The sequence below is a fragment of the Sphingobacterium sp. InxBP1 genome, from assembly GCF_026191775.1.
GTDB lineage: Bacteria > Bacteroidota > Bacteroidia > Sphingobacteriales > Sphingobacteriaceae > Sphingobacterium > Sphingobacterium thalpophilum.
On record NZ_JAINDX010000048.1, the window covers coordinates 99134 to 124321 of the forward strand.

Genomic DNA, 25188 nt, shown 5'->3' on the forward strand with positions numbered 1-25188 from the left:
ATTACTTTTGGTCTGAGACAGGAACCCACAGCATGGCATTGGCTGCCAATACGCCTTCAGCACTGGAGGTAATCTCGACAAAAGGTTTGCTACTTCCTTTCTCAAACTCATATTCGCCCAATTCTACCCAGGTGCTCGTGGTCTGTCCCAAAATGTTAACCTCTTTAAAATTTATAGTTTTTTCCATCGTTATCTTTCCAGTATAGATAATAAATCTGCCTGTCGCCGTACTTTCCGCTGTCTTCGGAAAATAGCTATAGAGCTTATATTTTCCAGCCGCAAACTCTCTCCCCGGTGCAAACCGCGCTACGGCCAAGGGATCGTGTTCCACTTCCTGATAGCTCATGCCATACCCTTTCTTGGAAGATTTGCGCCAGGCGCCCTTCAACCTAACACGATCCTTATCTTCAACATGAATGATATAATCGGCTCGGCGACCGTCCGCCTTTGGATTGTCGCGCAATATTTTTTGGATTCGTTTAACATCTACGTCCTGAACGGCTATTTTATGGTCAATAGCTTCACAGGCGGCCACTGCGGCTGACTGACCTAACACCATAAATACCGGTTCCATACGGATCGAACCAAAAGCGATGTGACTCGCCGACATACATACAGGAACAAAAAGATTGTTGATTTCGTCTTTCTTTGGCACAATGGACCTATAGGAAATCGGAAAGGGAGAAAATCCGCCCACCTCGACGTTACCTTCATTTTTGACCATACCGTTTACGATCACACGATCACAATTATGTGAATCCATCGTGTAGGCTGCAAATCCCACAGCATCGGTTACGACTTCACGGCCTTGGCAATGATGTTGTGTCATAACGACGTCGCTAATCATCCTCCGAGCTTCACGAATATATAATTGTGGTGACCAATGCCTGTTTTCGAGGTATTCGTCTTTGGGGTAGCCCCATTTTTTAAATTCTTTGCGGATCGGCTCTGGCACCGAGCTGTCGTTTGCTACGAAATATAACAATCCTTTAGTGTAATCTTCGTGTGCTTTGATAATGTCTTTCCGCTGGAAATAATCTGCTTCGGGATAACTCCAATTCATTCCAATCATATCCGTTGAAAATCCATTCCTGTTATTTATATCAGTTTTTCCATTAGGCATCAAGCTCCAGATAAAGACATCCTGTATGCTCTTCCAAGGTTGAATCTCCTTTTGACGCTTTAATAGTTCATATCTGGATGCGTCATAGTTTTCAGGCTCGGTAATTTCAATTCTATTTTCGGGAACATTGGTCAAGGTAATCCGATAATTATAGGCTTGCACTTTCTGATCTCCTGTTCCATTTTGCTTCAACGGCTCCGTATTAATGCCCCATAAAACTCCGCTTTCGGCGTCTCCTTTTACTTTATAGGGATCCACACCGTTCGGAAACTGGTGCCCACTCAGCAATTGTACCCCATTAAGAGTCTCTCCATAGGTGCTATTTGATTCGCGGCCCACATGGTAGGACACGCCTGCTCTGGCCATAAGGTCGCCCTCGTAACTACAATCCATAAATATTTTGGCTGAGACAAGCAGCTTTTTGCCGTCCTTACTTTCACTTGGTAGCAGAGCGATCGATTTGATCGACCGATTCTCGATCTTTACGTCGGTAAGTCGGTGGCCCAAAAGCTGCTGCGTCTGTGAATACTTTAAATAATCCTTGAAAATGGATTCCGCGACTTTTGGTTCGAAGATCCACTGTTCAAAACTGCCATAATGCTTCCCCATCTTGCGATAAAAATCTAGGGCCAATCCGGTTACCACGTATTTGTTCCCGATGTCGGTCTGTCCTAGACCTCCAGAACTGAGGCCGCCCACCCTAGTGCCGGGATCAATGAGCAATACTGATTTGCCAGCTTGCGAAGCGGTATAAGCGGCAATTACTCCGGCGGAGGTTGCCCCATAGATACATAAATCTACCTGTTTGTCGTATTGCGCCCTGACAATGTGCACGAAAGCTGTCAACAGTACGATAGCAACTATTAGTGTTTTTCTCATCTCGTTTTCGATTTAATAACCTGGATTTTGTTCCAAATTCTTATTGGTAACAATTTCAATATTCGGAATGGGCCATAAGTAATTTTTATTGGCATCGAACTTACGGATTTCGATAATGCGCATATCTTTCTTATTGGCCACATTATTATAATTTACTTGGCTATCTGTGTCGATGATCGGAGCATTGGCAAGCAGTCCCTTGGGAATGCGGCCGTACAGAGTCGAATTCATTAATTTATCGGCGAGTTTCCAACGTCTGAGGTCAACCATGCGGAAGCCTTCATTTGCAAGTTCAAAAAGCCTTTCTTTTCGCACGACTTCGCGGAGTTCATTTTGTGTTTTACCGCTGGAAACGGCAGGCATCGCCACAGTGGGGCGTTGTCTGATGCTGTTGATCGCATCATAAACTGACTGGTCAATCTTGTTGCTCTCGATCATCGCCTCTGCATAGATTAATAGGACCTCTGCATATCGGCTTTGAATAATATTTAACTCGGACTCCATCGTAAAGTCCTTATCCTTAATATCGACATATTTTTTCCAACAATAGCCTGAAAAGGTCGCATAGGCATTGATGGCATCCTGATTTTGGATGCGGACAGCTGTAGATGTATTGTAGGAATAGTTCCAGCAAGATATGCTATCCTTATGTGTTTCAAACTGAAAACCAAAAAAATCAGTACCGGGAAGGGCGATCGTATACGCTAAACGCGGATCGCGGTTGACGAACGGCTTTTTAGGGTCATATAATGAAGACTTATCGATGGGTAGCCCATCGGTACACAGGTAATTGTCAACGATTGATTGTGATGGTATCTTATTGGAAGTGCCCTGTGCATTCCGTGACAGAAATGCGCGTGTGGCACTGTGAGTCTTGGTTTTTTGTAATCGTAGGTATTGAAAAGCAAATATAATCTCTTTGGAGGCCTCGCCATCGTAAGTAAACAGTTGACCGAAATCGGGATGTAACTGGTATATCTTAAGATCCATAACCTCTTTTGCGGAGCGCGCCGCTTCTTCCCATAGGCCGTTATTGAGTGCCGCCCGAGCTCGTATGGCCAACGCTGCTCCTTTGGTCGCCCTTCCTACATCGGCTGCACCATAGCTTATAGGTAGGCTTGCTGCTGCCTCGTCAAGCTCTTTTAATATAAAGGCAGCAATTTCAGCCTTCGTCGTCTTAGGCAGATTTGCATTGGCAAGGTTTAGGCCATTGGTTACCAATGGTACGCCACCAAAATAGTCAATCAGATATTGATAGACATAGGCCCGAATGAATTGTGTCTCCGCTTTATAGCGTTTCTGAAGGTTTGCGTCCATTTTTCCGTCAAGCTTATGGATATTGTCCAAGATAAAATTACATTTGCCAATCACCTTATAGGAATTTGTCCAGATATTTCTGATGTAACCATTGTTGCTGTCATAATCTCCTCTCCCGATAGCCTGTAGATCGGAGGTATTGCGATCCCAGCCAATATCTGTGGCGTCATCGAGTGTCAAATTAATGGGCATATCATCGGTGGGGTGAAATGCCAGGGCACTGTATAGGCCATTGACAACTAATGTGAGCTCATCCTGGTTTTTGAAATAATTTTCATCTGAAGGACCGTCTAGGGGCGATTTGTCCAAGTACTTTTCACAAGCGCCCATCATAAGGAGAAGGCCGATGCAAGCAATATAATGTGTGAATTTATTTAACGTTTTCATAAATACTAAAGTCTATAAGGTTATATCCAATCCGAAAGAATACACTTTTACTTGCGGGTAAAAATTGCCATAGCCTATTGGTGCTTCGACATCATACCCATCCCAGAATTTATCAATACTGAAAAGGTTGGATCCATTGACAAATATCCTAAGTCTACTCACTCCCAACGACTTGACAAAGTCAGGCCGGAACGTATAGCCGAGCTGCAAATTTTTCAGCCGAAGGTAGGCTGCGTTTTTCATCCAAAATTGAGAGGACTGTTGATTGTTGTTCTGCCCAAAAGCTAGTCTCGGATATTTAGCGTTTGTATTGTCAGGCGTCCACCGATCTTTATTATCCTCGCGGATGGTGCCACCGATTGCCCCAGTAGTTGTAAAAGGCTGGATTCCGGCTCCATACAAGTAGCCATCAGCTTTACCAACTCCCTGTACTAGAAAGCTGAGGTCAAATCCCTGGAAACTGAAATTGGAATTTAGTGAATAGGTATATCGAGGAATCGTACTACCAATGATGACCTTATCGGATTCGTTAACCACGCCATCATCATTTTGGTCGCGATATTTGAGATCGCCCGGAGCCACTGTACCGAATTGCGTAGCGTGTGCTTTGACTTCGTCCGCAGTCTGGAAATATCCTTCTGTCACATAGCCAAAGATTGAATTGATAGGATATCCTTCTCGATTGACAGTAAGTCCGCTCTGATTTATGCCCCGCATATCCAGAACTTTATTTCTGACATCAGAGATGTTGAGCGTAACATTGTATTTAAACTCTTTGTCGGGATTACTTCTATAGCCCATGGAAACCTCCCAGCCTTTATTCTCGACGACGCCGGCATTCTGATATGGCTTATTTAGACCAATAATGAGTGGGATATCCAATTGTAGCAATATATCACTGGTTTTCCTATTGTAAAAGTCTGCAGTTATCGTCCATCTTTTAAATAAGGTGAGATCAATACCAATATTTTTCTCCTCTGTAGACTCCCAGGTGATATCAGGGTTGGACATATCATTTAGGGCTGCCGTATTGACGATGCCATTGCCCAAAGTGTATGAGCCGAGATTTAATGACGCCACGGCTGGGTATGTTCCGATATTCTGATTTCCTAATTTACCCCAGGAAGCCCTGATTTTTCCCTCTGTAAGCCAGCTTTTGGTTGTTGTCAAGAATTCTTCTTCTGAAAAACGCCATCCTGCGGACGCAGAAGGAAAAAATCCGTAGCGATTGCCCTTGGCAAACCTGGATGAACCATCGTAACGCGCATTGAGTTCCAATAGGTAGCGGTCTTTGAATACATAATTGATACGGGAAAATAATGATTGTAACGCCCATTCAGATGCACTTCCTGTAGCGGATTGATTCAAAGCGGATCCTGCATTGAGTACCTCGTAGTCAGGTAGCACATACGTATCTCTAAAACCCTGGGAGTAATCAATCTTGTAGTCTTCCCGCGAACCACCGATCAGTGCTTTCAACTGGTGTTGTCCAAAATCCTTGTCTACAGTCAAAGTCGTTCTTATATTGTTAAAAAGCTCTTGGCTATTGTATTGCGTAAGTGCCGTCCGGACAGGGACAGAAAAACTCGGTGTGCCATCAGGGAAGTAAGATTGAACAGCTTTTCTGAAATTTTTATTTACCTGTGTAGCGTATTTTGGCGCGTAGTTGACCTCCGCGGTCAGCCAGCCCGTGGGTTTATAGATCAATGAGGCATTGATACTTCCAAAAGGGCTTTTGTTAGTGGCGATACCTCCGTCCGCAGCTGCTGATACAGGATTATTTCCATTCCATCCCAGGCCCCATGTTCCATTGGAGTTTCTGAAAGATTGATTGGCTGGAATACTGTTCATCCATTGAAAAAGTTCTTCGATTCCTGCAGCCGGCGAGGTCACAATAGGATTGACATATTGGAGATCAAACTTTGCGGCTAACTTATCTGAAAACTTAACATCTACATTGTTGCGTACAGTATAGCGCTTAAATGAACTATTTAGTGTCAGGCCTTTCTGGTCGAAATAGCCTACAGACGTCAACATTTTTACTTTGTTTGTCCCCGCATTAATGGTCAGGAAATGACTTTGTTGGAATCCACTCCCCTGCAATGATTCTTTTTGCCAATCGGTATTTGGATATTCGTCCGAACTTCCATCTCCCTGGCTACGATATGCAGCAATGACGTCTTCGGGATATAGCGGGCTCGCACCTACATTTGTGTAGGCCTCGTTTGTAAGCAGCATATGGTCCAGCGCGTTGACAATCTTTGGCATATTGGTCGCCGACTGCCAGCCAAAATAGTTATTGTAAGCTATAGCGACTTTATCGGAGCTTCCTCTTTTGGTGGTAACCAAGATTACACCGTTGGCAGCTCTAGAACCGTAGATTGATGATGACGCAGCGTCCTTTAATATCGAAATATTCTCTATCAAATTGGGGTCGATATTATTAATAGAGCCTTCAATTCCATCAATCAGCACTAAGGGGGCTGCGTTGCCAAGTGTACCAATACCGCGAATACGGACGTCTGCACCATCGGCCCCGGGTTTACCGGAACGCTGGGTAACAGTGACTCCCGGCGCCATCCCCTGAAGAGCTGAAGAGGTCTGCCCGGCCGGTCTATTGTTTAGGTCATCACCCGATACCGCGGATACTGCACCAGTTAAATTGACCTTCTTCTGCGTCCCATACCCGACGACCACAACTTCGTCTATTAGACCTGTATTTGATCTAAGCCGAATGAGTACTGTATTCTTGCTGGTAGCTGTTGCTACAAAATGTTTGACCGAGTCGGTATCATATCCGAGATGATGGGCATAGATATTGTAATTTTCACCAGCAATAAGTGGAGACAAAACAAACAATCCGTTGTTGTCTGCCACGAAGTGTAGCTTTTTGTTTGTCTTTTCGTGGACAAGATCAATGGTTGCTCCAGGTAATGTATTACCTTCGGTGTCTACTATTTTACCATTTACTCTGAGATTAGATTGCGCAAATCCTACGGAAAAGTATGGAAATAGCAATCCCACGAGCATTAATTTGATTAGAATATGCTTCATAATTGTTTACAGTTGGTTATTCTGATTATATATTGTTTTGTTCTTCCTTGTTGAGATGTTCCTATCCTATTGTTTGGCCTCCTTTCTTCCCGAATCACTAATATGGACAATGCCATTGTCCATTTGGAACATACAACCGTTTAGCTGACAGAAACTTGTCAAGAAATTGGTTAAAGGTTCTTTGTTATTTAAACTTCCCGTGAATGAATTATTAAGTAAATCAGGACTATCACAAATAATCGAAACATCATAAAGGCTCTCAATGACCCGTAAAAGCTGAATGTTCTTAGTTTGGTTGAATTTGACAGACTGGTTGGTCCACTCTACATTAGCGGCTAAATTTGGCAGTAAATTCCTTAGGTCTTTATCGACGCGGGACGAATGCGTGGTTGCCAACTCGGGTTCGGAAAACTTGTGCATCTGCTGCAAATGTAGGTTAATCAATACTTCCTCCTTTGGTTTAAGGTAAATGACCCGTCGGCTGTCTGCACCAACTGGTCCCACAGAAATTTTACCCTCCAATAATTTTATCAATACCTGATCTGCGTTTTTTGGATCGATACTGAATATTGTACCCAAAGCAGTTGTCAGATATCCTTTGTAGTCTACCCGAAATGGTGCCGCTTTGTTCTTATGTACTCTATAGACCACACGCCCTTGCAATTGCTGCACATGGCGGCCTTGATTGGCATATTCGAATCCGATCTTAGCGTGTGGATAGAGAATAGCGGTGGTACTGTCAGGAAGCTGTATGGACATGGTATATGCATTGTTATTTTCATACCATGTAATATGGCCTTCCGGTGATATTGGGAGATTTTTCAGATAGAGGATTGACAGTACACAAAGCAGTACCGCAGCACAGGATGCCCAGGTCCAAAAGCCTATTCTTCTTATTAGTGGACGTTTGGGTGGATCAACAGCGTAAATGTTCTCAAGCACTTTCTGATGGACACTTTGTAAGTCAGGCACACGGATCTGCTTTATGTTTTGTTCTTCGTCCTGATCCAATACATCGGCGATCCATGATTCAAGAATCGCAGTATCAATCTTAGTCATTTCATCAAAAAAAGACTCATAATACTGGGCTTCCAGCCGATTGTGGATATATGCTACCAACTGATCTTTAAAGGACTGCTCTTTCAAAATTGTCTATAATTAGTTCAATACAATGCTGTATTTACTCTTCTATACGTTTGTCAGAGAGAATCACACTATCGCTTTTTTATCTTTTTTTATAAAGTGAATAAAAAAGCTGCAAAAAAACTGATTATGTACTCGTCTCGATAGTTTTTTTGAATATATTCTTTGATATCCTTGAGTGCGCTGACCAATTGATTGCTGACTGTAGAAACTGAAATACCAAGCAGATCAGCTATCTCTTTGTAACTTTTGTCCTCAAATTTATTGAGCATCAAAATCTCCTTCCGTTTAGGGCTCAAGGAGTCAATTGCTTTTGATAGAATCTGTTGCTTATCTTTTAAAAACAGTTTTTCTTCTGTATGGTAGTACAATTCTATCGCCGAGGCCCATATTTCCAGCTGAAGCGCTTTATCCCTTTGCACTTTTCGGAAAAAATCCATGGCCAGGTTATCTGAAATATGGTTAAGAAATGAGACAAATCCTTTAGTAGGATCGATTTTTTCGCGATGGAGCCATATTCTCGTAAATACGTCCTGAAGGATTTCTTCAGCAATAGTCTGATCTTTTACTAATCGGATTAATCTGACATAGATCTTTGGAGAGTATTGGAAATAAATTTCATTAAATGAATTAAGATCTCCATCTTTAAGTTTTTCCAGGATCGCAGCTTCTTTAGGAGATTTCATTTGGCAAATTCATAATTGATACGGACGATGAATTTAATGATAAATTTACTAAATCAAAGTCATAAGCGCTCAAAATAAATTTATATTTCCAAATCCATGGTTCCTCTCTGTTGTAATGGAGCTCTCTGGAGGTAGGTCTTGTCGATATGATATTGGCTCCCCCGTTACTAGATATCCAACCGTTTTCCTCTACCACTGATAAGCCTTAAAATCAACTTAAGACGAAATGATGAATATCTGCCCACTCAAATCGTTCTTAAATTAATTAAATAAAGAACGGAATTCTAATGGTGTTCTCGATGTCTTCTTTTTAAATAGTTTGCTAAAGCTTTGAGGATGTTCAAAACCCATCTCATATGCAATTTCGCTGACTGTCAACTGTGTAGTTGTTAATTTCTCCTTTGCTTTTTCAATTAGTTTATGGTGAATATACTGCTGGGCAGTCTGTCCGATGAGCGACCGTAATATATCGCTTAAATAACCCGGCGAAAGATTTAACTGCTTAGATAGATCATGTACAGTAGGAATGCCTTCAATTAAAGACTTCTCACTATTGAAATATTCATCCAAAATAGCTTCAGTTCTTTGAAGAATATCGTTGTTAATGATTTTTCTGGTGATGAACTGGCGTTTGTAAAATCTATTGACGTAGCTCAATAGCAGCTCTAACTGTGCGATCACAACTTCGTGGCTGAATTCATCAACGCGGCTGTTGAGCTCTTGTTCCATGATGTTATAAATAGAAAGGATAATCTCCTTTTCGGACTCTGACAAATGCAGGGCTTCATTAGATGAGTACGAAAAATAGCCATACTGCTTAATCTTATTAGCTATGGGATAGCCCCGAAAAAAATCGGGATGGATCAGCAGAATGTAACAATAGGTTTCGCTGTTATAGTCTGTGCTTCCGACCAATTGATTCGGGGCCAGAAACAACATACTACCTTCATTGTAATCGTAATAATTGCGGCCATATTTCAACCGTCCTTTGTTTCGTGTGATAAAAGTGATCTTATAGAAGCTCAGGACATCATAAATGGGTGCCATCTCCGTATTGAAAGGATTATCCTTATTGAAATGAACGAGGCTAATCAGCGGATGCTGTGGTGCGGGGAGGCCGAAGGCCTCATGGCTTTCCGATATGGATATAAAACGGACCAATTTACTGTCTTTGCCTTTCATGCTATAAATGTAAAAAACCTATGATAAATGATCATAGGTTTTGATCTCAAAAAAACTACCACGGCAGAATGTTGCCCTTTGCACTGAAAGGAGCTGGGCCGGTAAAACTACCTGTCGGAAGGTCTTCAGCCAGTGAAACGCGGATGGGTTCCTTTGCTCCCTCCTCTACGGTATCCGTTCCCTGAAAATTATTGAGCGCTGTTGCTGCGAATCCCGGACTGACGAGGTGAACCTTGATACCCGTATGCTCCAGTTCTATTGCCAAAGACAGAAATATCCCATTGAGCGCGGTCTTAGAAGCGCCATATACTGCATCAAAATGAACACGATATGGATTTTCGGTATTGGAGTTGATTCCAAGAGATCCTAATGCGCTTGAAACCACCACGATACGTGCAGTTGCTGTTTGATGGAGTAAGGGTAAAAAGGCCTGGGTGACGGCAAGTGTTCCAAACACATTCGTCTCCCACACGGTTTTAAGTTCACTAATGGATGCAATACTAGCACGCTGGGAGCCCAAAATTTCTTCCATGGTACGGCCGGGCTTTCCGGCATGCGAGATCGCAGCGTTGTTAACCAAAAGGTTAAGATGTCCATACGTACCTGTTATGGTCTCAACCGCTGCGTTAATTGACTGATTGTCTGTAATGTCCAACTGAATAACTTTAGCTTTGTCGCCGATCTGCGATACGGCCGCTTCCCCTTTTTCTAGGTTCCGAGATCCAGCGTAAACAACATAGCCGTTTTCCGCCAACGCTTTGGCGATCTGAAATCCTACACCGGTATTCGCTCCAGTGACGAGGGCCACTTTTGTTTGGTTTGTCTGCATAACTTGAATATTTAAATTTTGTAGAACAAAGTTGCCAGATCACAGGTCATTAACTGTAGTCATATCGGGAAATTTTGTAGCCAATTTAAGGATATTTACTAATTTTGATGTTTATTGAACATATACGTGATCCTATAATAAACGTATCAATATTCACGGACATAATTCCATAAAGTATGGCTCAAATAATTAAAGTCATCAAAGGAGATATCACAAAAATAGAGGTAGACGCCATCGTGAATGCAGCGAACTCCTCTTTATTAGGCGGTGGCGGGGTGGACGGTGCTATTCACAGAGCTGGCGGAACGGCTATTTTAGAGGAATGTCGAAAGATCGTCGCTCGACAAGGTGGCTGCAGAACAGGCGAAGCAGTCATTACTGCAGCTGGTAACCTACCTGCTAAGTATGTGATCCATACTGTCGGCCCGGTTTGGAATGGCGGCAAAAAAGATGAAGAGCTTTTGCTGAGAAACTGTTACATAAACTCTCTCCTATTAGCTGCAGAGTATAAGTGCTCTACTGTTGCCTTTCCAAACATCAGTACAGGTATATATAGGTTCCCAAAAAAGTTGGCAGCGGAACTCTCGGTCCAAGCTATAAATCAATTTCTGGAATCGGATAATACGATCAAACAGATAACAATTGTTTGTTTTGACGACGAAAATTTTCAGCTGTTGAGTGCAATTCAACCTAATGATGTATAATTTAATACTCACCCACAGGTGATCATTGCAGAACGATAGACTGAGCTAATCATAATAAGCTCAATAGAATCATTCAATACTGCTGCGCTAATTCAGTACATTTCCCTAATTGCATTCCGATAAGTATTTAAGATACTTGTTCTTACCTATTCGTTTGGAGAGCTCAATAAACGCTCAACCGGCTGAAACTTCAAATGCCTCTTTCACCGTTATATCGCGATAGATATCGGGACGGTAACCATATTTGACCGTATCTGTCTTCCCCGGCCATTTCATGATTTCATTTTCATCTTTGATAGTGCCTGTTTCTAATGCAATAAGCATGTTGACCACCTAAAAGGTGGATGCCGGTAGCACTGGTGTTTTTACGCTTAGCGTATCTGACACGATTAGCATCTGTTTGGCATTATCGTAAATAACAATAGCGCCGTTCACTTGGCAATCACGAAAATATTTGTCGAAATCAGGCCTAATAATTGTCGTTCGGCACGGTTTTATAGTCGTTGATTGGGGAACTGCCCGCAACTGGCCAAATGCAAGCAAGGGAAGCATACCTATTATTGAGAGGATACGTGGCTACATCCGAATTATACTAAACATCATTCCACATTGTTTGCTAAGTACTCTTTTATAGCCATATTGTTTCATGCCTATGTATCGTACAACTAATTATCACCTATGATCAATCGCAACACTTCATCTTTTAAATTCCTTGCTATCGGCACTTTATGATTTGCTATTTGAAGCTGATTGCCTTCGATCATCGTAACTTTTTGCTTATTGATAATATAAGATCTATGACAGGATATAAATAAATTTGAAGGTAACATGGTGATCATCTGCTGGAGTGTAGAGTAGATAATTTCTTGCGAGTAAGTTGTTTGAATAACGATATAGTTACCGAGGCTATGGATAAAAAGTAGATCATTATATTGAATCTTTTTTAGTTTTTTGTCAACTTTTACGAAAATATGCTGCTCTTGAACACTATGTTGGCCACCAATAGTCAGAGAAGCGAAGCCAAGGCTCTCTCCTGCACGATTTGCGGCTTTAAAAAACCTTTCAAAAGAAACAGGTTTCAATAAATAATCGACGATCTCCAATTCGTAACCTCGGAGGGCGTACTGTTCATACGCAGAAACGACAATGACTTTAGGCGGATTTCTGAGTGTGGCAACATAGTCCAGCCCAGACATTTCGGGCATTTCGATGTCCAAAAAAAGAAGATCTATCGGATGTTGTCTTAAATACTCATTTAACGCCATTACGTCTTCACACTCGACAACCAATTTCAAAAAACTTATTTTTTCTATATATGATGCTAATCCTTTTCGCGCGAATGGCTCATCATCGACTATAGCACATTTTATCTCCATTTGCATATAATTAGATTTTTATTCTTAATTCAGCAAGATAACAATGTCCTTCCTGCTGATTAAATTGCATTTCTGTAGATAGCTTGTGAGCATTAGGGTAGACTAACGCCAATCTCCTGACGAGATGTGCCAGACCTGATCCTGAATCGGCCTTCTTAGCTATCTTTCCCTTGTCAGGATTTAAACGATCGTCCAGACTATTCGAGATACCGAAAATTATTTCCCGATCCCGCAGCTTGATATCGATCTTAATTTCGTATTTACCACGGACATATTTAAAAGCATTTTCTATCAATGGCTGAAAAAGTAGCGGAAAGATACGTATTTCCTGCCAGTCCGGATCAATGTTCATTTGGACATTTAATCTCTCCGGTAACCGCTGTCGTTGAAACGATACGTAAGATCTGATATAGACAATTTCCTGGTCCATGCTTACTTTTTCGTCAACATTATAAATTTGATAACGCAATAATTCTGAAAGTTGTTCAATGCTCCTTTTCGCCAACGTATTGGTATCTTCAATTTGAAAGTATACCGTATTCAATGCATTAAATAAAAAATGCGGGTGATACTGGCTCTTTAATAATTGAAGTTCAGCACTTAATTTATCTGATTTTATCTTTTCTACATATATACGGTTACTGGCCATGGCATGGTCAATTTGCTCATTTCGCATCAGTGTATAATAAAGTAAAAATAGCGGTATATAAATAGCATTGACCAAGATATAATCGATATAGCCATCCCCCATATATACCCATCCAAAATGCTCGGCACTATAAATAACAGGATTAAGCAGGATAACAATCTGAATGATAACGGCTAAATATTCTCTCGCCACACTAACAGAAAAGACGGACACGTCACCAAAGATTTTATCAAGTCTCCTGCGCCACAGTGCTGTCAAAACATAACAGAAAGCTATGGAAATAAAAAGACCTATCGAGTGGATCCGTATACCCCCTGACCAAAACTGATCTTTTTTAGTTAAGTCGGTAACCACACGCAGAATATTGAAAGAAGCTATCCCCCAAATTGCGGGGCCTAGATAACGTAACGGATTTGATCTTGTAATAATACTCATACTAAGATTAAAAGATAATTCTATCGTTTTCCTTTAAGCGATCGCCTGACTGAGCATTTTTACTAACTTTTTTGCTATTAAATATGTTGTAAGATACACTGACGCCAACGGCTCTACTATCATATAGCTCACGGTATCTTCCTCTCATAGACTCTCCGTTAAAAATTATCCTAGGCTTATTTGTTTGCAAGATGTCATTGGTATAAATATACAAAGTTAATTTGTCTTGAAGGAATTTACGATGTAGTCCCGTGTTTATAAACCATAATGGCGAAATTGTTGCCTGCCCTTCAGCCTTCGGTCCATTAAAAAAACAGTTGATTTCGAGGTTCATTTTGCCAGGAAGATTGACACTATTTTGTATTTGTAGCGTTGGGGTCAACTGCCGGTTCCTTCGGTTTCCTGCCATTGCCCGCCATTCAAATTGCTTGTAAATGAGATTAGCGTTTAATTGTATATTCCATTGCTTTATGGGAGTCATACTTGTTCCGTTTAACCGCAGCCCTAAGATGGATACGTATTGTATATTCATGGGCTGCACGACCGTGCGACCATACGGGTCGAGATGATAGCTTTTACTGATCGCATCCTTTATTAAGCTATGAAATAAGTGTAAGGAGTATAAATTTTGGTATAACCAGCCAAGTTCGATAGTATTTGTAAAATCTGGCTTCAGCTCGGGATTTCCGCGCTCGTAAAGATAGGGGTCGTTGACTTCAACAGCGGGGCTCAGATCCCGAAAGTTAGGCCGGTTAACCCGCCTGTTGTAATTCAATGACAATTGATGTTTTTTCCGTAAAGCGTAGGTCATAGTCAAGTTTGGAAAAATATTTCTGTACGACCTGTTAAGAATATTCCGATCTGACGCGTTGCGTGTCTGGCTATCGAAAGATGCGTCCTCATAACGTAACCCAAAACTTAAGTGCATGCGGGCAGATGCCGCATATCGCACCTGTGAAAATAGAGCCTTCAAATTTTCATGATGCTCAAATTCACTGTTAAGATCGCTGCGCTGTTTCCAATCCGTTCCATTGAAGCCATGAAAAAACGACGCCGTCGACATAGCCACATGTGTAAGTTTGGCGCCCAGAATGGCGGTGATGTCTGGTCCGAAATCAAGCGTATATTTGGACTGTAATGTCGAGATTCGGACTTCTCCCTGCGCCGTCCCATTTAATGTATGCAGGGCCGCAGCAGACCTTTCATCTGTAAATTTATTTATCATTTGGTCCTGCCATTCCGATTGTTGGAAGTATTGCCGATCAAATGAGGATTCCCATTTGGAATGATCTTGCATATGGAAAATCAGCTGACCGCCAGCTCCTAAATTTCTAAAGTTTTGTCTCATCGCATTTCTGGCCTCTGTAGTTGAATCGACCACCGATTGATCGCTAAAAAATAGTGAGCCCGCTATTTCATCTTTGCTCCTTTTATTATCGCTAATAAGTAAATATGTACTTAGTTTTATAGTTTTGCTCGCTGTATAATCCAATATACCATTATAGTAGTGATTCTTATAGTTCTTATGCCTAATAGCATTCATATCAATCTGTAGCGGGGTGCGACCTGCAAGGCCAATTATATTTCGGGTGGACATAACGTCCACTAGTTCACTTCCTCTTCTAAATGCGTATGTATTTGAAAGACTGAATTTGTTCCGCGTAAACACAACATTTAAATGATGGTGATTTCTGTGATATTTACCTTGCTCGGCATTTGTTGAAATAATGAGCGCTAGATCTTTTTGTGCTGTGTTTGCCCTTTTTAGGTTGATAAATCTTCCATGGCCGTTGGCATCCAATACCGCGTTGGGCTGTGTAATCAGTTCGACTGTTTCCAGTGATGACGCAGGCATCGAAGCCAGAAAGGTAATCAGATTTTCTGCGGTAAGAAAGTTTGTCTTTTCATCAATAAGTATCTGTACACCCTCTTGTCCATTTAGGCTTATGCTTCCATTGGGCAAAATCGTTACGCCTGGCATTTTCCGCAGCAGATCCAAAACGCTACCTGAAGTGTTGCGTGACTTATTGGAAACCCGTATGCTTATTTTATCGGGCGAAAGTTTAACAGGGTTGAGTTTTCTGGTAATAGTCACTCCGCTCAGTATAATAGATTTGTCCCGGATGGTATCCTGTGATGTGTATTGTTTCTTTGCATGGGTGACTCTTGATAGTAGCAAGACGATAGTTAAAACCAAAAAGATAGTTGCTCTTCTCATATTCGTAAAATAGTTGTTTACGAATGTACTGGCTCTCGGAGCTTTACCTAAATAATTTATTTGAATGGTAAATTTTACGGTATCAATGGAAGTCAGCCTTTAAAAATCCGTTGATTTTTTACTTGTCAGAATTTCTTTTTATCTTTTTATAAACTTCAAACCAAAGTACGGATACCGCCGAAATAGTCAATGCAGTTAGCAACTCAGATATACGAAGTGCAGTAACGTCAAAAAATGATGCTACTGGTTTACAGTAAAGAATAAACAACAGCAGAATTAGCACGGTTAACGTAATACTAACGAGCAGTAAATTACGATTCTTAAAACTCTCTATAATGCCATAATAAAATGATCGGTTTGCGTAACTCAGAAAGATATTCGCAAATATCAGGGTAGTGAAAACCATTGCCCTTGTTTTTTCTTGGTCACCGCCCTCCATGATGCTAAGTTGATAGCTAAACAATACCCCAATTGTAATGGCAAGCCCCTGAACGATACTTATACCAAGTTCTTTGATATTCAAAAATGTCTTTCCCATAGCTCTCGGCGGCTGATTCATCGTATTTTTTTCAATAGGTTCATTCTCATAGACAATTGAACAGGTGGGGCCCATGACAAGTTCCAGAAAAATGACGTGTACCGGCGTGAATATCTGCGGATAGATCCATCCTAAGAACAAGGGTAAGGAGACTGTAAGTATAATGGGAATATGAATAGAAATTATGTATTGAACCGCTTTCTTAATATTCGCATAAATCCTGCGGCCCGCGGCTATGCCTACAATAAGCTTCTCCAGATCGTCATTTGTAATAATCAACGCTGCAGCTGATTTAGCAATTTCAGTCCCTTTATTCCCCATGGCCACACCGATATGAGCAGCTTTTAGTGCGGGGCCGTCGTTAACGCCGTCTCCGAGCATGGCGACCACCTCACCTTTCTTTTTTAACGCGTTGACAACGGCGAGCTTGGCATCAGGAAACATGCGTGTAAATAATGTGGTGCGATCAGCTATCGCTACAATTTCGTCCTCTGTATGGCCCATGATTTCACTTCCGTTGACTGCTGGCGTATCATTGGTGATGCCCGATTGTAAGGCGATGGCTTTAGTTGTTGCAGCATTGTCTCCCGTGATCACCTTCACCTTTATCCCAGCAGCATAAATCTGCTGAAAGACTTTTTCTATTCCAATCTTTGGTGGATCGTAGAACACAGTTAGCCCTAAAAACTCAAAGTTAAAATCCTGCTGCTTAGCGGGAAATTGATCGCCAAAAAAATCTGATCTGGCAACGCCCAAAATGCGATACCCCTGTTGGGCAAAGCGCTCAACAATATTTCTGATCCGCAGCCTCTCGTTATCGGAAAGCTTAGAGACGCTCAATATGGCTTCGGGGGCTCCCTTAGCTGCAATAATCCTCTCCTTCTGTTTGCTTTCGAAAAGGTGTGTCATCATCGGCGGTCTGCCCTCAAGAGGATACTCGTAAAATAATTCATAATTCTTTCTTAAATCTTTGCTGTGCGTTTCCTGATATATCTTATGTAACGTGATCTCCATAGGATCGAAAGGTACCGGCTCACTGCTCCACATGGCGTAAGCAATCAGCTCCTCAAGCAACTCATTATCAAATTGATCTTCCGAATAAGTGGTATCGGAGCGATAGTCATAAAGTTGTTTTAACTGCATCATGTTGGCGGTTATTGTACCTGTTTTATCCGTACAGATCACCGTTGTACTTCCGAGGGTCTCAACGATGCTGCTTCTTTTTATAATAACACCTTCACGCATAAGTTTCCATGCGCCCAAAGCCAAGAAAGTGGTAAATGCAACGGGTATTTCTTCGGGCAAAACGGACATTGCTAGGGTCAGTCCGCTGAGTAAACTAACAATTACATCTTTGGTATCCAAATAACTATATAGACAGACCAACAAAAAAATAATTACTCCAACGATTGCCATCGACTTAACAAATTTTTGGATCTGCACTTGCAGGGGTGAAATCTCTTCTTTTATGGTACGAATGGATTCGCCGATCTTGCCTACACGTGTTTGTTTACCTATCTTTAATACTTCAAAAACAGCAAGGCCTGACACTGTTACTGTACCACTATACACCAAATTATCTTCCGTCGTACTATCTTTAAAAACGGAGAAACTCTCTCCGGTGAGGGACGATTCATTAACCGAAAAATCATTGCTATGCAAAATCCGTCCATCTGCATTGATGACACGTCCTTCTTCTGTAATACACAGATCGCCAACGACAATTTCACGGGTAGGGATTTTAGTTACTTGCGCATCTCTGATAACTGTGCTCAACGGCTCGTTGAGTTTCTCAAGCTCTTGCAGCGCCCTCTTGCTTCGGTTATCCTGATAAAAAGAAATAGCTGTGACTGCTACAATCGCCAAGGCCATAAAAGCTGCCTCGGCATAATCCCCCACAATGACATAAATAAGGGAAATGGCGATAAGCAAAATCAGCATGGGTTCTTTTAAAATGCTGATAAGAAGATCAAGCCAACTACTTTTTTGTTGTTCTTCCAATTGGTTATAGCCATATTGCGCCCGAGCTATACTTACCTCTTCCTGGCTAAGGCCTTTGAGATGACTGGGGATATTGTATTCCATAGTATAAGGTTATGTAAGTAAAACTTATGATGTTTAGAATATAAAACAGTCTTTATATTTGTTGTTCTCTTACTTTATTAGGAAACAATATTTTCTAGAATATGTTCTTGGCGAGGCGACTAAAGTTCTTTGCTAAGCTAGCGATGCATTGACGTACTTTTCGAAAAGGTGTTCAAGATTTTATCAGACACGACGTCTCATTTTTAATGAGACGAGCCTTTAACTACCGGATGACCACACTAGCGTAAAACTATGCCTGCGGAAGTATTGTTCTAAGTCAGAGTGCCATAAATGTGATTATGGCTCATAGTAATAAACGTCAATGACGAAATGTCCATTACGCGAATGCGCTTAAATTATCGTGTCGAATATGCCAGAAGGTCCATCCATAGTTCTGATAAAAGAGAATCTGCAAAGGTTTGTCGGTCACACCATCACTGCGGTTTCAGGAAACGCCAAATTCGAAAAGGATTGGCTTGTAAATGAAGTGCTTTTGGGTATAAAAACGTTCGGAAAGCAATTTTATCTCGTATTTGAGAAGGCGGTATTAAGAATTCACCTGCTCCTGTTTGGTTCTTATAGTATCGACGAGCAAACGAAACCTGAAAAAAGCCTACGCTTGGGGATCTGGTTTGACAGCGGTAGCATATTTTTCTATACCTGCTCAGTAAAGGAAGTTGAGCATAGTTATTTAACAGAAATCGACTGGCAAGCAGATGTAATGAGCGATATATGGGATCCTAAAAAGGCTGTCAGGAAGTTGATATCTTTGCCGGACACCTTGGTCTGCGATGCACTTCTGGACCAGCAAATTTTTTCTGGAGTTGGAAATATCATCAAAAATGAAGTACTCTTCAGGATCGGAGTTCAGCCAGAAAGTTTGATCGGCAACCTGCCAACAGCAAAGTTAAATCAATTAATCGCGGAAGCGCGTAATTATAGCTTCGATTTTCTAAACTGGAAGAGAGATTTTGTGCTGAAGAAACATTGGTTGGTACATACTAAATCCAACTGTCCTATTTGCGGGGAACGACTGATCCGAAAGCACCTGGGTAAAACTAACAGAAGGTGTTTCTACTGTCTGAAAGATCAAAAAAGATACTAGGCGCTTATGGCTTAACTTTAAGAGTGAGCGACACTGAGGACTCTGTGAAATGTGGCCTGAAGAAAGGAATCTAGAATATCGGCACATACAGATGCATCTGGGTATCTGGATACAAAAAAAGTGGATATGGATACAAGCGGAATCCGCTCCTTGCAGAACTTTGGGTAACAAAATAATTTTACGATGAACATAGTTGTTACAGGTTCTCTTGGGAACATCGGAAGACCATTAAGCATGGCATTAGTAAAAAGTGGACATTCGGTGGAGGTGATCAGCAGCACTGATAAACGCGCGATAGAGATTCAGCAAATAGGAGCTACTTCGTTGATTGGCTCTTTGGATGATGACGAATTTTTAAGTAGTTCCTTTGCTGGAAAGGATGCCGTGTTTTGTATGGTTCCACCGAGCTATACACAGCCTGATCAGATCGCCTATTATAGGAGATTGGGCGAAAAATACAAAAAGGCTATTCTAAAAACAGGAATTAGAAGAGTGGTATATTTAAGCAGTTATGGAGCTCATTTGCCGTACGGAACAGGCTTTATAACAGGCGCATATCATGTGGAACAAATCCTGAACAGCGTTCCTGATATTTATCTGACTCATCTACGTCCGACCTATTTTTATTACAACTTACTCGCCTTCATACCCCTGATTAAAGCAGTTGGCAACATTGGAGCAGTCTATGGAGACACAGACCGATTACCAATGGTCTCTCCACAAGATATCGCCGAAGCTGCGGCAGAAGAACTGGTTAAGACACAGAACATTTGTGCTGTCCGTTATATCTGTAGCGATGATAGAAACTGCAATGAAATCGCAGCGGTAATCGGCCATGCAGTCGGCAATCCAGATCTGAAATGGGTAAGATTACCGAAGGACTTGGTACTTAATAGTCTTTTGGAAAATGGGCTTTCGAACGAACATGCTGCCAATCTCGTTGAACTCAGCGAAGCGATCCATAATGGCACGCTCCATGAAGATTACGACAGGCACACGCCGACGATGGGGAAAGTAAAGCTGGAAGAGTACGCTATAGAATTTGCTAGCGTGTTTGCGACCACATAATTAAACTTACACAAACCGTTAATACATCATCAAATATTAAAAGTAGCTATCCGTTTGCGGGATGGCTATTTTCCGCCTCTTGGCATTGGATAGCGATTTTGAACAATGGACTCAACGAATAATAGATTTTTTGATATTTAATCTTCGTCATGACAAACTGTTGTCAATAGTAATCCGATTTTTGCTCAACACGATGTAGCTCAAATTAATGTTCAATAGATATTATATATGATGAATCTTCTTTCTATAAGGATTATTACAGCAAATGTAAAGCAGTTAACTGATTATTATGAAAAAATAACAGGTCTGAAGGCAGTATGGTATACGCAGGACTTTGCTGAACTGAAAACTGATGCAGCCACACTGGCATTTGGCAGTACCAAAACCCTGGAATTGTTCGGTGGAGATCATATAGCCAAACCCGCACAAAACCATACTGCAATCATTGAATTTATTTCACCAAATGTAGATAACGATTACGATCGGATAAAACAGTTCATTGCGCCGCATCTTGTACAGGCGCCTACAACGATGCCGTGGGGGAACCGATCGCTACTATTCAGAGATCCCGACGGAAATCTGATCAATTTTTTTACGCCAGTGACGACTCAGGCTGTTGAAAGGTCTAAGGGACGCATCAACTGAGACGCTCTATTAGAATAACTTTTTTTCATTTTTATCTTAATTTATGAATCAGCGATATTTTCCTTCTAAAGAGCAGAAATTCGACAATAGTACATAGCAAATAAAGTACTGAAAAGACAAATAGTAACTTTAATGGAGCTGCTGTTACGCCATATTGGTATGTATCTCCCAAAATAATGACTGTAAGAAAAATAACGCTAATGAATGGTACACCGGAAAAGGTGATTAACGATAAGAAATAACTGTTCCTAATTTTCTCGATTTGATTCAAAAAGAATAAAACTGACCCTAAAGTGATTACTACAACATAGACAGTTGAAAGATAAGCATTTAAAAACGCATCCACTATACCAAGGACTTTTTCAAAGAATGTTGAATCAACAAGCTCACTATCTAGCATCAAGAAACGATATAGTACAAATAAAAGTATACTTAACAGGACGTTTACCAACCAGAACCTAAATATGATATTCCCCATATATTTCTAAGTATTGTGTATTATAGTGCACATCCAATTTCAATTCGCAATAACACCTTTTTGTTTGTACGTCTCCCCGATTACTAGTAGAAGCGCAAATTTTCTTCAATCGATGCCGCCTATGCTATTTACACTTAAATGTATGTTTTTTTTTCTTCCCGATAATTGTAAATTAAAATATGGTGGCAATTTATTATTATTCGTGGTATGTTTATCTATCGTTGCTTACAAGCGCGTCGTGTGCAGTCTTGAAAACGATAACTGTATATGGCAACGTAATCTTCTCTTTTGTTATCGGGTTAATGGATCTTTTGATTTTCTCACAAAGAAAATAATGATATTTATGAAAATAGTAACTGCTGACACGATAGCTGCAATATAGATGGTATAATCGATGATGTGATTAGCAACTGCAATAGCCAGTAATGCCCAGACCGCGACCAAAGCGAATGCCGGCATGCCGCGTTTCCAAATCATAAACAGGTGGATGACCAGCGCGAAGACAAATAGCGCGATAGTCCAGCTTGTTTCTGATATGCCAAAACCATTCCATGCGATTTTCTTGAGATATGCCGCAACGTTGGCTATTAATGCGACAGAGACCCAACCAGCATATATCTGAAAAGGTAGTCTTAAAAAAATAGTCATAGCGGCAGACTGCGGATGGCGTCCTTCTTCAGTCTTTTCGATGATCGTTAGAAGCGATAGCAAAAGTAAGATCATGAACAATACACTGCAGAAGGTGAAATCATATAGCCAGATTAGTACCCAAAGGCTGTTGGCAAAACAGGAAATTACAAACCACCAGCCAATCTGTTTCAGTACACATTCTTTTTCTTGTGTCTGTCTCGTTATAGGACCAAAATAGATGATAAAACCAAAGAGAAGTAGATAAATTAGGCCCCAGATGGAAAATGCATAGCCCGCTGGTGTGAATAAATTCTCATATTTTGCAGATATTGTGCCCATGGTCTCACCATTAAAAACTCCTTTGTTGGATAGATAACTAATGATAATTGTTGTTACCAGCGCGATTCCATTCGTGGTCTGAAGTGATTTTTTCATACTATTATATTTTTAAACCATCTTTTGCCGACTCGGCTCACGGACGGCGTCGTGAACAATAAAATATGCTCATATAAGGACATTCAAAGCCAATAGCTTCCGATATCCACTTAGCTTATAACAAGCCTACTGTACTCTGCCGGATAATCAGTTGTTTTTGATCAAACTGTTGTTCTAGATGCTCCCGAAAGGAAGCCCAATAGTCTCTATCGATCTCAGCGACCATGACCTCATAAACAATGATGCGGTCTTTGATTTCCTTTTGATCTTCATCGGACCAGACCCCCTCCGCCGGAGCTTGCGTATAGGCAGTCACGCCGCCAAAGTCTTTAATTAATTTCTTTTTTACATTTCTGTAGAGATAAGCTGGAAAAGGTTTTCCATTGTCATCCGATAAAGGCACGAAAATCTCAATCTTCCGGATCGGTTCCATGTTGTTCTTTGCGGTCGCTATTGCTTTAACCGCGTCTTTTGCGCTGATGACTTTTAGTGGTTCAAAATCTTTGCCTTCTATTTGACTATAACAGCTAAAGAAGTATTGCAGTTCGGCCAGGATATCATCTGGCAGTTGTACTGCCCGTGTCAGATTGGCGAATACCTTTGAGTTTTCTGGAACGACGAGAAATCGATCATTTTCGATTATTAAACCGTCTCGCTCCCGCTGTACTGCTTTTATAGCACCAATAACCCTACATTTCAGAAAGCTGCCCGGGAAACTGCCCTGTTCCGCAATGACAATGACATCCAACGGATCACCATCTTGGCCCATGGTCCCCGGAATAAAACCAAAATCATAGGGAAACACAAATCCCAAAGGCAAGTATTTCGCTACTACAAGACCACCAAGCCCGGGGTCATAATTGTATTTTGCATTGGAGTTTTTCGGTGTCTCCACCATACATACAACATCTTTCATCACTAAATCGTGGTAGGTTAAAATACTTAAAATTGCTTGTTATGATAAAATGAGAACAACCACCAACTGGAAAAAGTTTCGGTTGACCGCCAATCTGCGCACAGCTCATTCTGGTGAGCACATAGTGCTGTGTTGTACGATAGACACCATTGTTTCAGCATTAATGACTTCGTCGGCGTGATTCTACTCATTTAAGGTGGTATATACCCGTTTTTAGAAATTTGAGAAAGATGTTTCAACCAAGAACGTTCAAGCCCTGTTATTTTGGAAGAAAGTAAGGCGAATATCAATAGACAAATAAAATAGCATATGAAAAATTTAACTAACATGGGTAGAAGGACGGCAATAAGCAAAATGGGGGCAGGTATTTTGGGCTTTACCTTACTCGGTGGCTGGCAACCTGCCCAATCGCAACAGCAGGAGGACGTGGCTAATCCTGTCAAAGAATACCCCAAACCGCCTTTTAAAAAGCAGTCGCAGCCTTGGCCGGGGCTTTGCAGCCAGATGAACCCACGTCCCGATCACGGCGAAACAAGCTATAAGGGGTCAGGCAGACTAAAAGGTCGTAAAGCTCTGATCACAGGCGGTGATTCAGGCATGGGGCGCGCAGCAGCTATTGCCTATGCGCGCGAAGGTGCCGATGTTGCTATCAATTATCTCCCGGCAGAGGAGCCCGATGCAAGGGAAGTGATTGCCTTGATCAAAGAAGCTGGTCGTAAAGCAATAGCCATTCCTGGAGACCTACGCAATGAAGATTTTTGCACCAAACTAGTTGAAGATGCAGCTCAGCAACTGGGTGGACTGGACATATTAGTTAATAACGCGGGCCGGCAGCAAACGAAAGCGTCAATCTTAGATATCAGCACAGAAGAATTTGATGCAACGATGAAAACCAACATTTATGCGCCGTTTTGGCTTATTAAGGCGGCACTTCCCCACCTTAAACCGGGATCTGTCATCATAGGCACTACTTCAGTGCAGGCTACCGATCCTTCTGGCGACCTCTACGATTATGCCCAAACCAAAGCTGCCACCACAAATTATGTCCGTTCCTTGGCCAAGCAGCTTGGCCCCAAAGGCATTAGGGTCAATGGAGTAGCTCCGGGCCCCATTTGGACGGCATTGCAAGTCAGCGGTGGTGCCACACAGGAGAAATTGGTGAATTTTGGTGGCGATACTCCTTTAGGTCGTCCCGGGCAGCCAGCGGAACTGGCATCCATCTATGTTCAATTGGCAGCAGCTGATGCTAGCTATGCGAACGGACAGATCTATGGAGCCGCTGGTGGTGGCGGGCAACCTTAAGTGA

General features: G+C 41.6%; 18 protein-coding genes and 1 pseudogene. 5 read left to right on the forward strand and 14 right to left on the reverse strand.

Going from position 1 to position 25188, the window contains the following annotated elements:
- Position 1 precedes the first annotated feature (1 nt).
- From K7A41_RS18300 to K7A41_RS18330, 7 genes are all read right to left on the reverse strand, one after another.
- Positions 2–2002, reverse strand: a complete 2001-nt coding sequence (locus K7A41_RS18300; RefSeq protein ID WP_265714832.1) for an FAD-dependent oxidoreductase — start codon at positions 2000–2002, stop codon at positions 2–4.
- 12 nt (positions 2003–2014) lie between these two features.
- Positions 2015–3706 carry a RagB/SusD family nutrient uptake outer membrane protein gene (locus K7A41_RS18305; RefSeq protein WP_265714833.1) on the reverse strand — a complete coding sequence of 564 codons (1692 nt, stop codon included), beginning with the start codon at positions 3704–3706 and terminating at the stop codon, positions 2015–2017.
- 12 nt (positions 3707–3718) lie between these two features.
- Positions 3719–6760, reverse strand: a complete 3042-nt coding sequence (locus tag K7A41_RS18310) for a SusC/RagA family TonB-linked outer membrane protein (protein ID WP_265714834.1) — start codon at positions 6758–6760, stop codon at positions 3719–3721.
- Positions 6761–6826: 66 nt separating this feature from the next.
- The gene (locus K7A41_RS18315; RefSeq protein WP_265714835.1) at positions 6827–7906 is read right to left on the reverse strand and encodes a FecR family protein; all 1080 of its coding nucleotides are present in this window, start codon (positions 7904–7906) and stop codon (positions 6827–6829) included.
- Between the two features lie 89 nt (positions 7907–7995).
- Positions 7996–8589: an RNA polymerase sigma factor gene (locus K7A41_RS18320; RefSeq protein WP_265714836.1), complete on the reverse strand. Its 594-nt coding sequence runs from the start codon at positions 8587–8589 to the stop codon at positions 7996–7998.
- Between the two features lie 261 nt (positions 8590–8850).
- Complete coding sequence (locus tag K7A41_RS18325) at positions 8851–9771, reverse strand: helix-turn-helix domain-containing protein (protein WP_265714837.1); 921 nt, start codon at positions 9769–9771, stop codon at positions 8851–8853.
- Positions 9772–9826: 55 nt separating this feature from the next.
- Positions 9827–10600 (reverse strand): SDR family NAD(P)-dependent oxidoreductase, encoded by a 774-nt coding sequence (locus tag K7A41_RS18330; RefSeq protein ID WP_265714838.1) that lies wholly within the window; start codon positions 10598–10600, stop codon positions 9827–9829.
- A gap of 176 nt (positions 10601–10776) precedes the next feature.
- Between K7A41_RS18330 and K7A41_RS18335 the strand changes: the two genes are divergently transcribed.
- Positions 10777–11304, forward strand: coding sequence for an O-acetyl-ADP-ribose deacetylase (locus K7A41_RS18335; RefSeq protein ID WP_265714839.1), 528 nt, complete (start codon positions 10777–10779; stop codon positions 11302–11304).
- Positions 11305–11412: 108 nt separating this feature from the next.
- Here K7A41_RS18335 and K7A41_RS23770 read toward each other — a convergent pair.
- From K7A41_RS23770 to K7A41_RS18360, 5 genes and pseudogenes are all read right to left on the reverse strand, one after another.
- Positions 11413–11856, reverse strand: a pseudogene (locus K7A41_RS23770) (penicillin-binding transpeptidase domain-containing protein); the annotation flags it as partial.
- Between the two features lie 113 nt (positions 11857–11969).
- Positions 11970–12686: a LytR/AlgR family response regulator transcription factor gene (locus tag K7A41_RS18345; protein ID WP_265714841.1), complete on the reverse strand. Its 717-nt coding sequence runs from the start codon at positions 12684–12686 to the stop codon at positions 11970–11972.
- Positions 12687–12690: 4 nt separating this feature from the next.
- A complete protein-coding gene (locus tag K7A41_RS18350) occupies positions 12691–13764 on the reverse strand; it encodes a sensor histidine kinase (RefSeq protein ID WP_265714842.1) in 1074 nt (357 codons plus the stop codon).
- Positions 13765–13771: 7 nt separating this feature from the next.
- On the reverse strand, positions 13772–15982 hold the full coding sequence (locus K7A41_RS18355; RefSeq protein ID WP_265714843.1) for an outer membrane beta-barrel family protein: 2211 nt from the start codon (positions 15980–15982) through the stop codon (positions 13772–13774).
- 118 nt (positions 15983–16100) lie between these two features.
- Complete coding sequence (locus K7A41_RS18360; RefSeq protein WP_265714844.1) at positions 16101–18605, reverse strand: cation-translocating P-type ATPase; 2505 nt, start codon at positions 18603–18605, stop codon at positions 16101–16103.
- A gap of 370 nt (positions 18606–18975) precedes the next feature.
- On the opposite strand from K7A41_RS18360, the gene K7A41_RS18365 reads away from it, so the two are divergent.
- From K7A41_RS18365 to K7A41_RS18375, 3 genes are all read left to right on the forward strand, one after another.
- Positions 18976–19710 carry a DNA-formamidopyrimidine glycosylase family protein gene (locus tag K7A41_RS18365; RefSeq protein WP_265714845.1) on the forward strand — a complete coding sequence of 245 codons (735 nt, stop codon included), beginning with the start codon at positions 18976–18978 and terminating at the stop codon, positions 19708–19710.
- A 183-nt stretch (positions 19711–19893) separates the two neighbouring features.
- Positions 19894–20778: an NmrA family NAD(P)-binding protein gene (locus K7A41_RS18370; protein WP_265714846.1), complete on the forward strand. Its 885-nt coding sequence runs from the start codon at positions 19894–19896 to the stop codon at positions 20776–20778.
- A gap of 228 nt (positions 20779–21006) precedes the next feature.
- Entirely contained in the window at positions 21007–21423 is a 417-nt protein-coding gene (locus K7A41_RS18375; protein WP_232048749.1) for a VOC family protein, read from the forward strand.
- Positions 21424–22192: 769 nt separating this feature from the next.
- On the opposite strand, the gene K7A41_RS18380 is transcribed toward K7A41_RS18375, so the two are convergent.
- The gene (locus tag K7A41_RS18380; protein ID WP_265714847.1) at positions 22193–22966 is read right to left on the reverse strand and encodes a hypothetical protein; all 774 of its coding nucleotides are present in this window, start codon (positions 22964–22966) and stop codon (positions 22193–22195) included.
- Between the two features lie 115 nt (positions 22967–23081).
- Positions 23082–23882, reverse strand: coding sequence for an inorganic diphosphatase (locus K7A41_RS18385; protein WP_265714848.1), 801 nt, complete (start codon positions 23880–23882; stop codon positions 23082–23084).
- A gap of 309 nt (positions 23883–24191) precedes the next feature.
- Between K7A41_RS18385 and K7A41_RS18390 the strand changes: the two genes are divergently transcribed.
- Entirely contained in the window at positions 24192–25184 is a 993-nt protein-coding gene (locus K7A41_RS18390) for an SDR family oxidoreductase (RefSeq protein ID WP_265714849.1), read from the forward strand.
- Positions 25185–25188 lie beyond the last annotated feature (4 nt).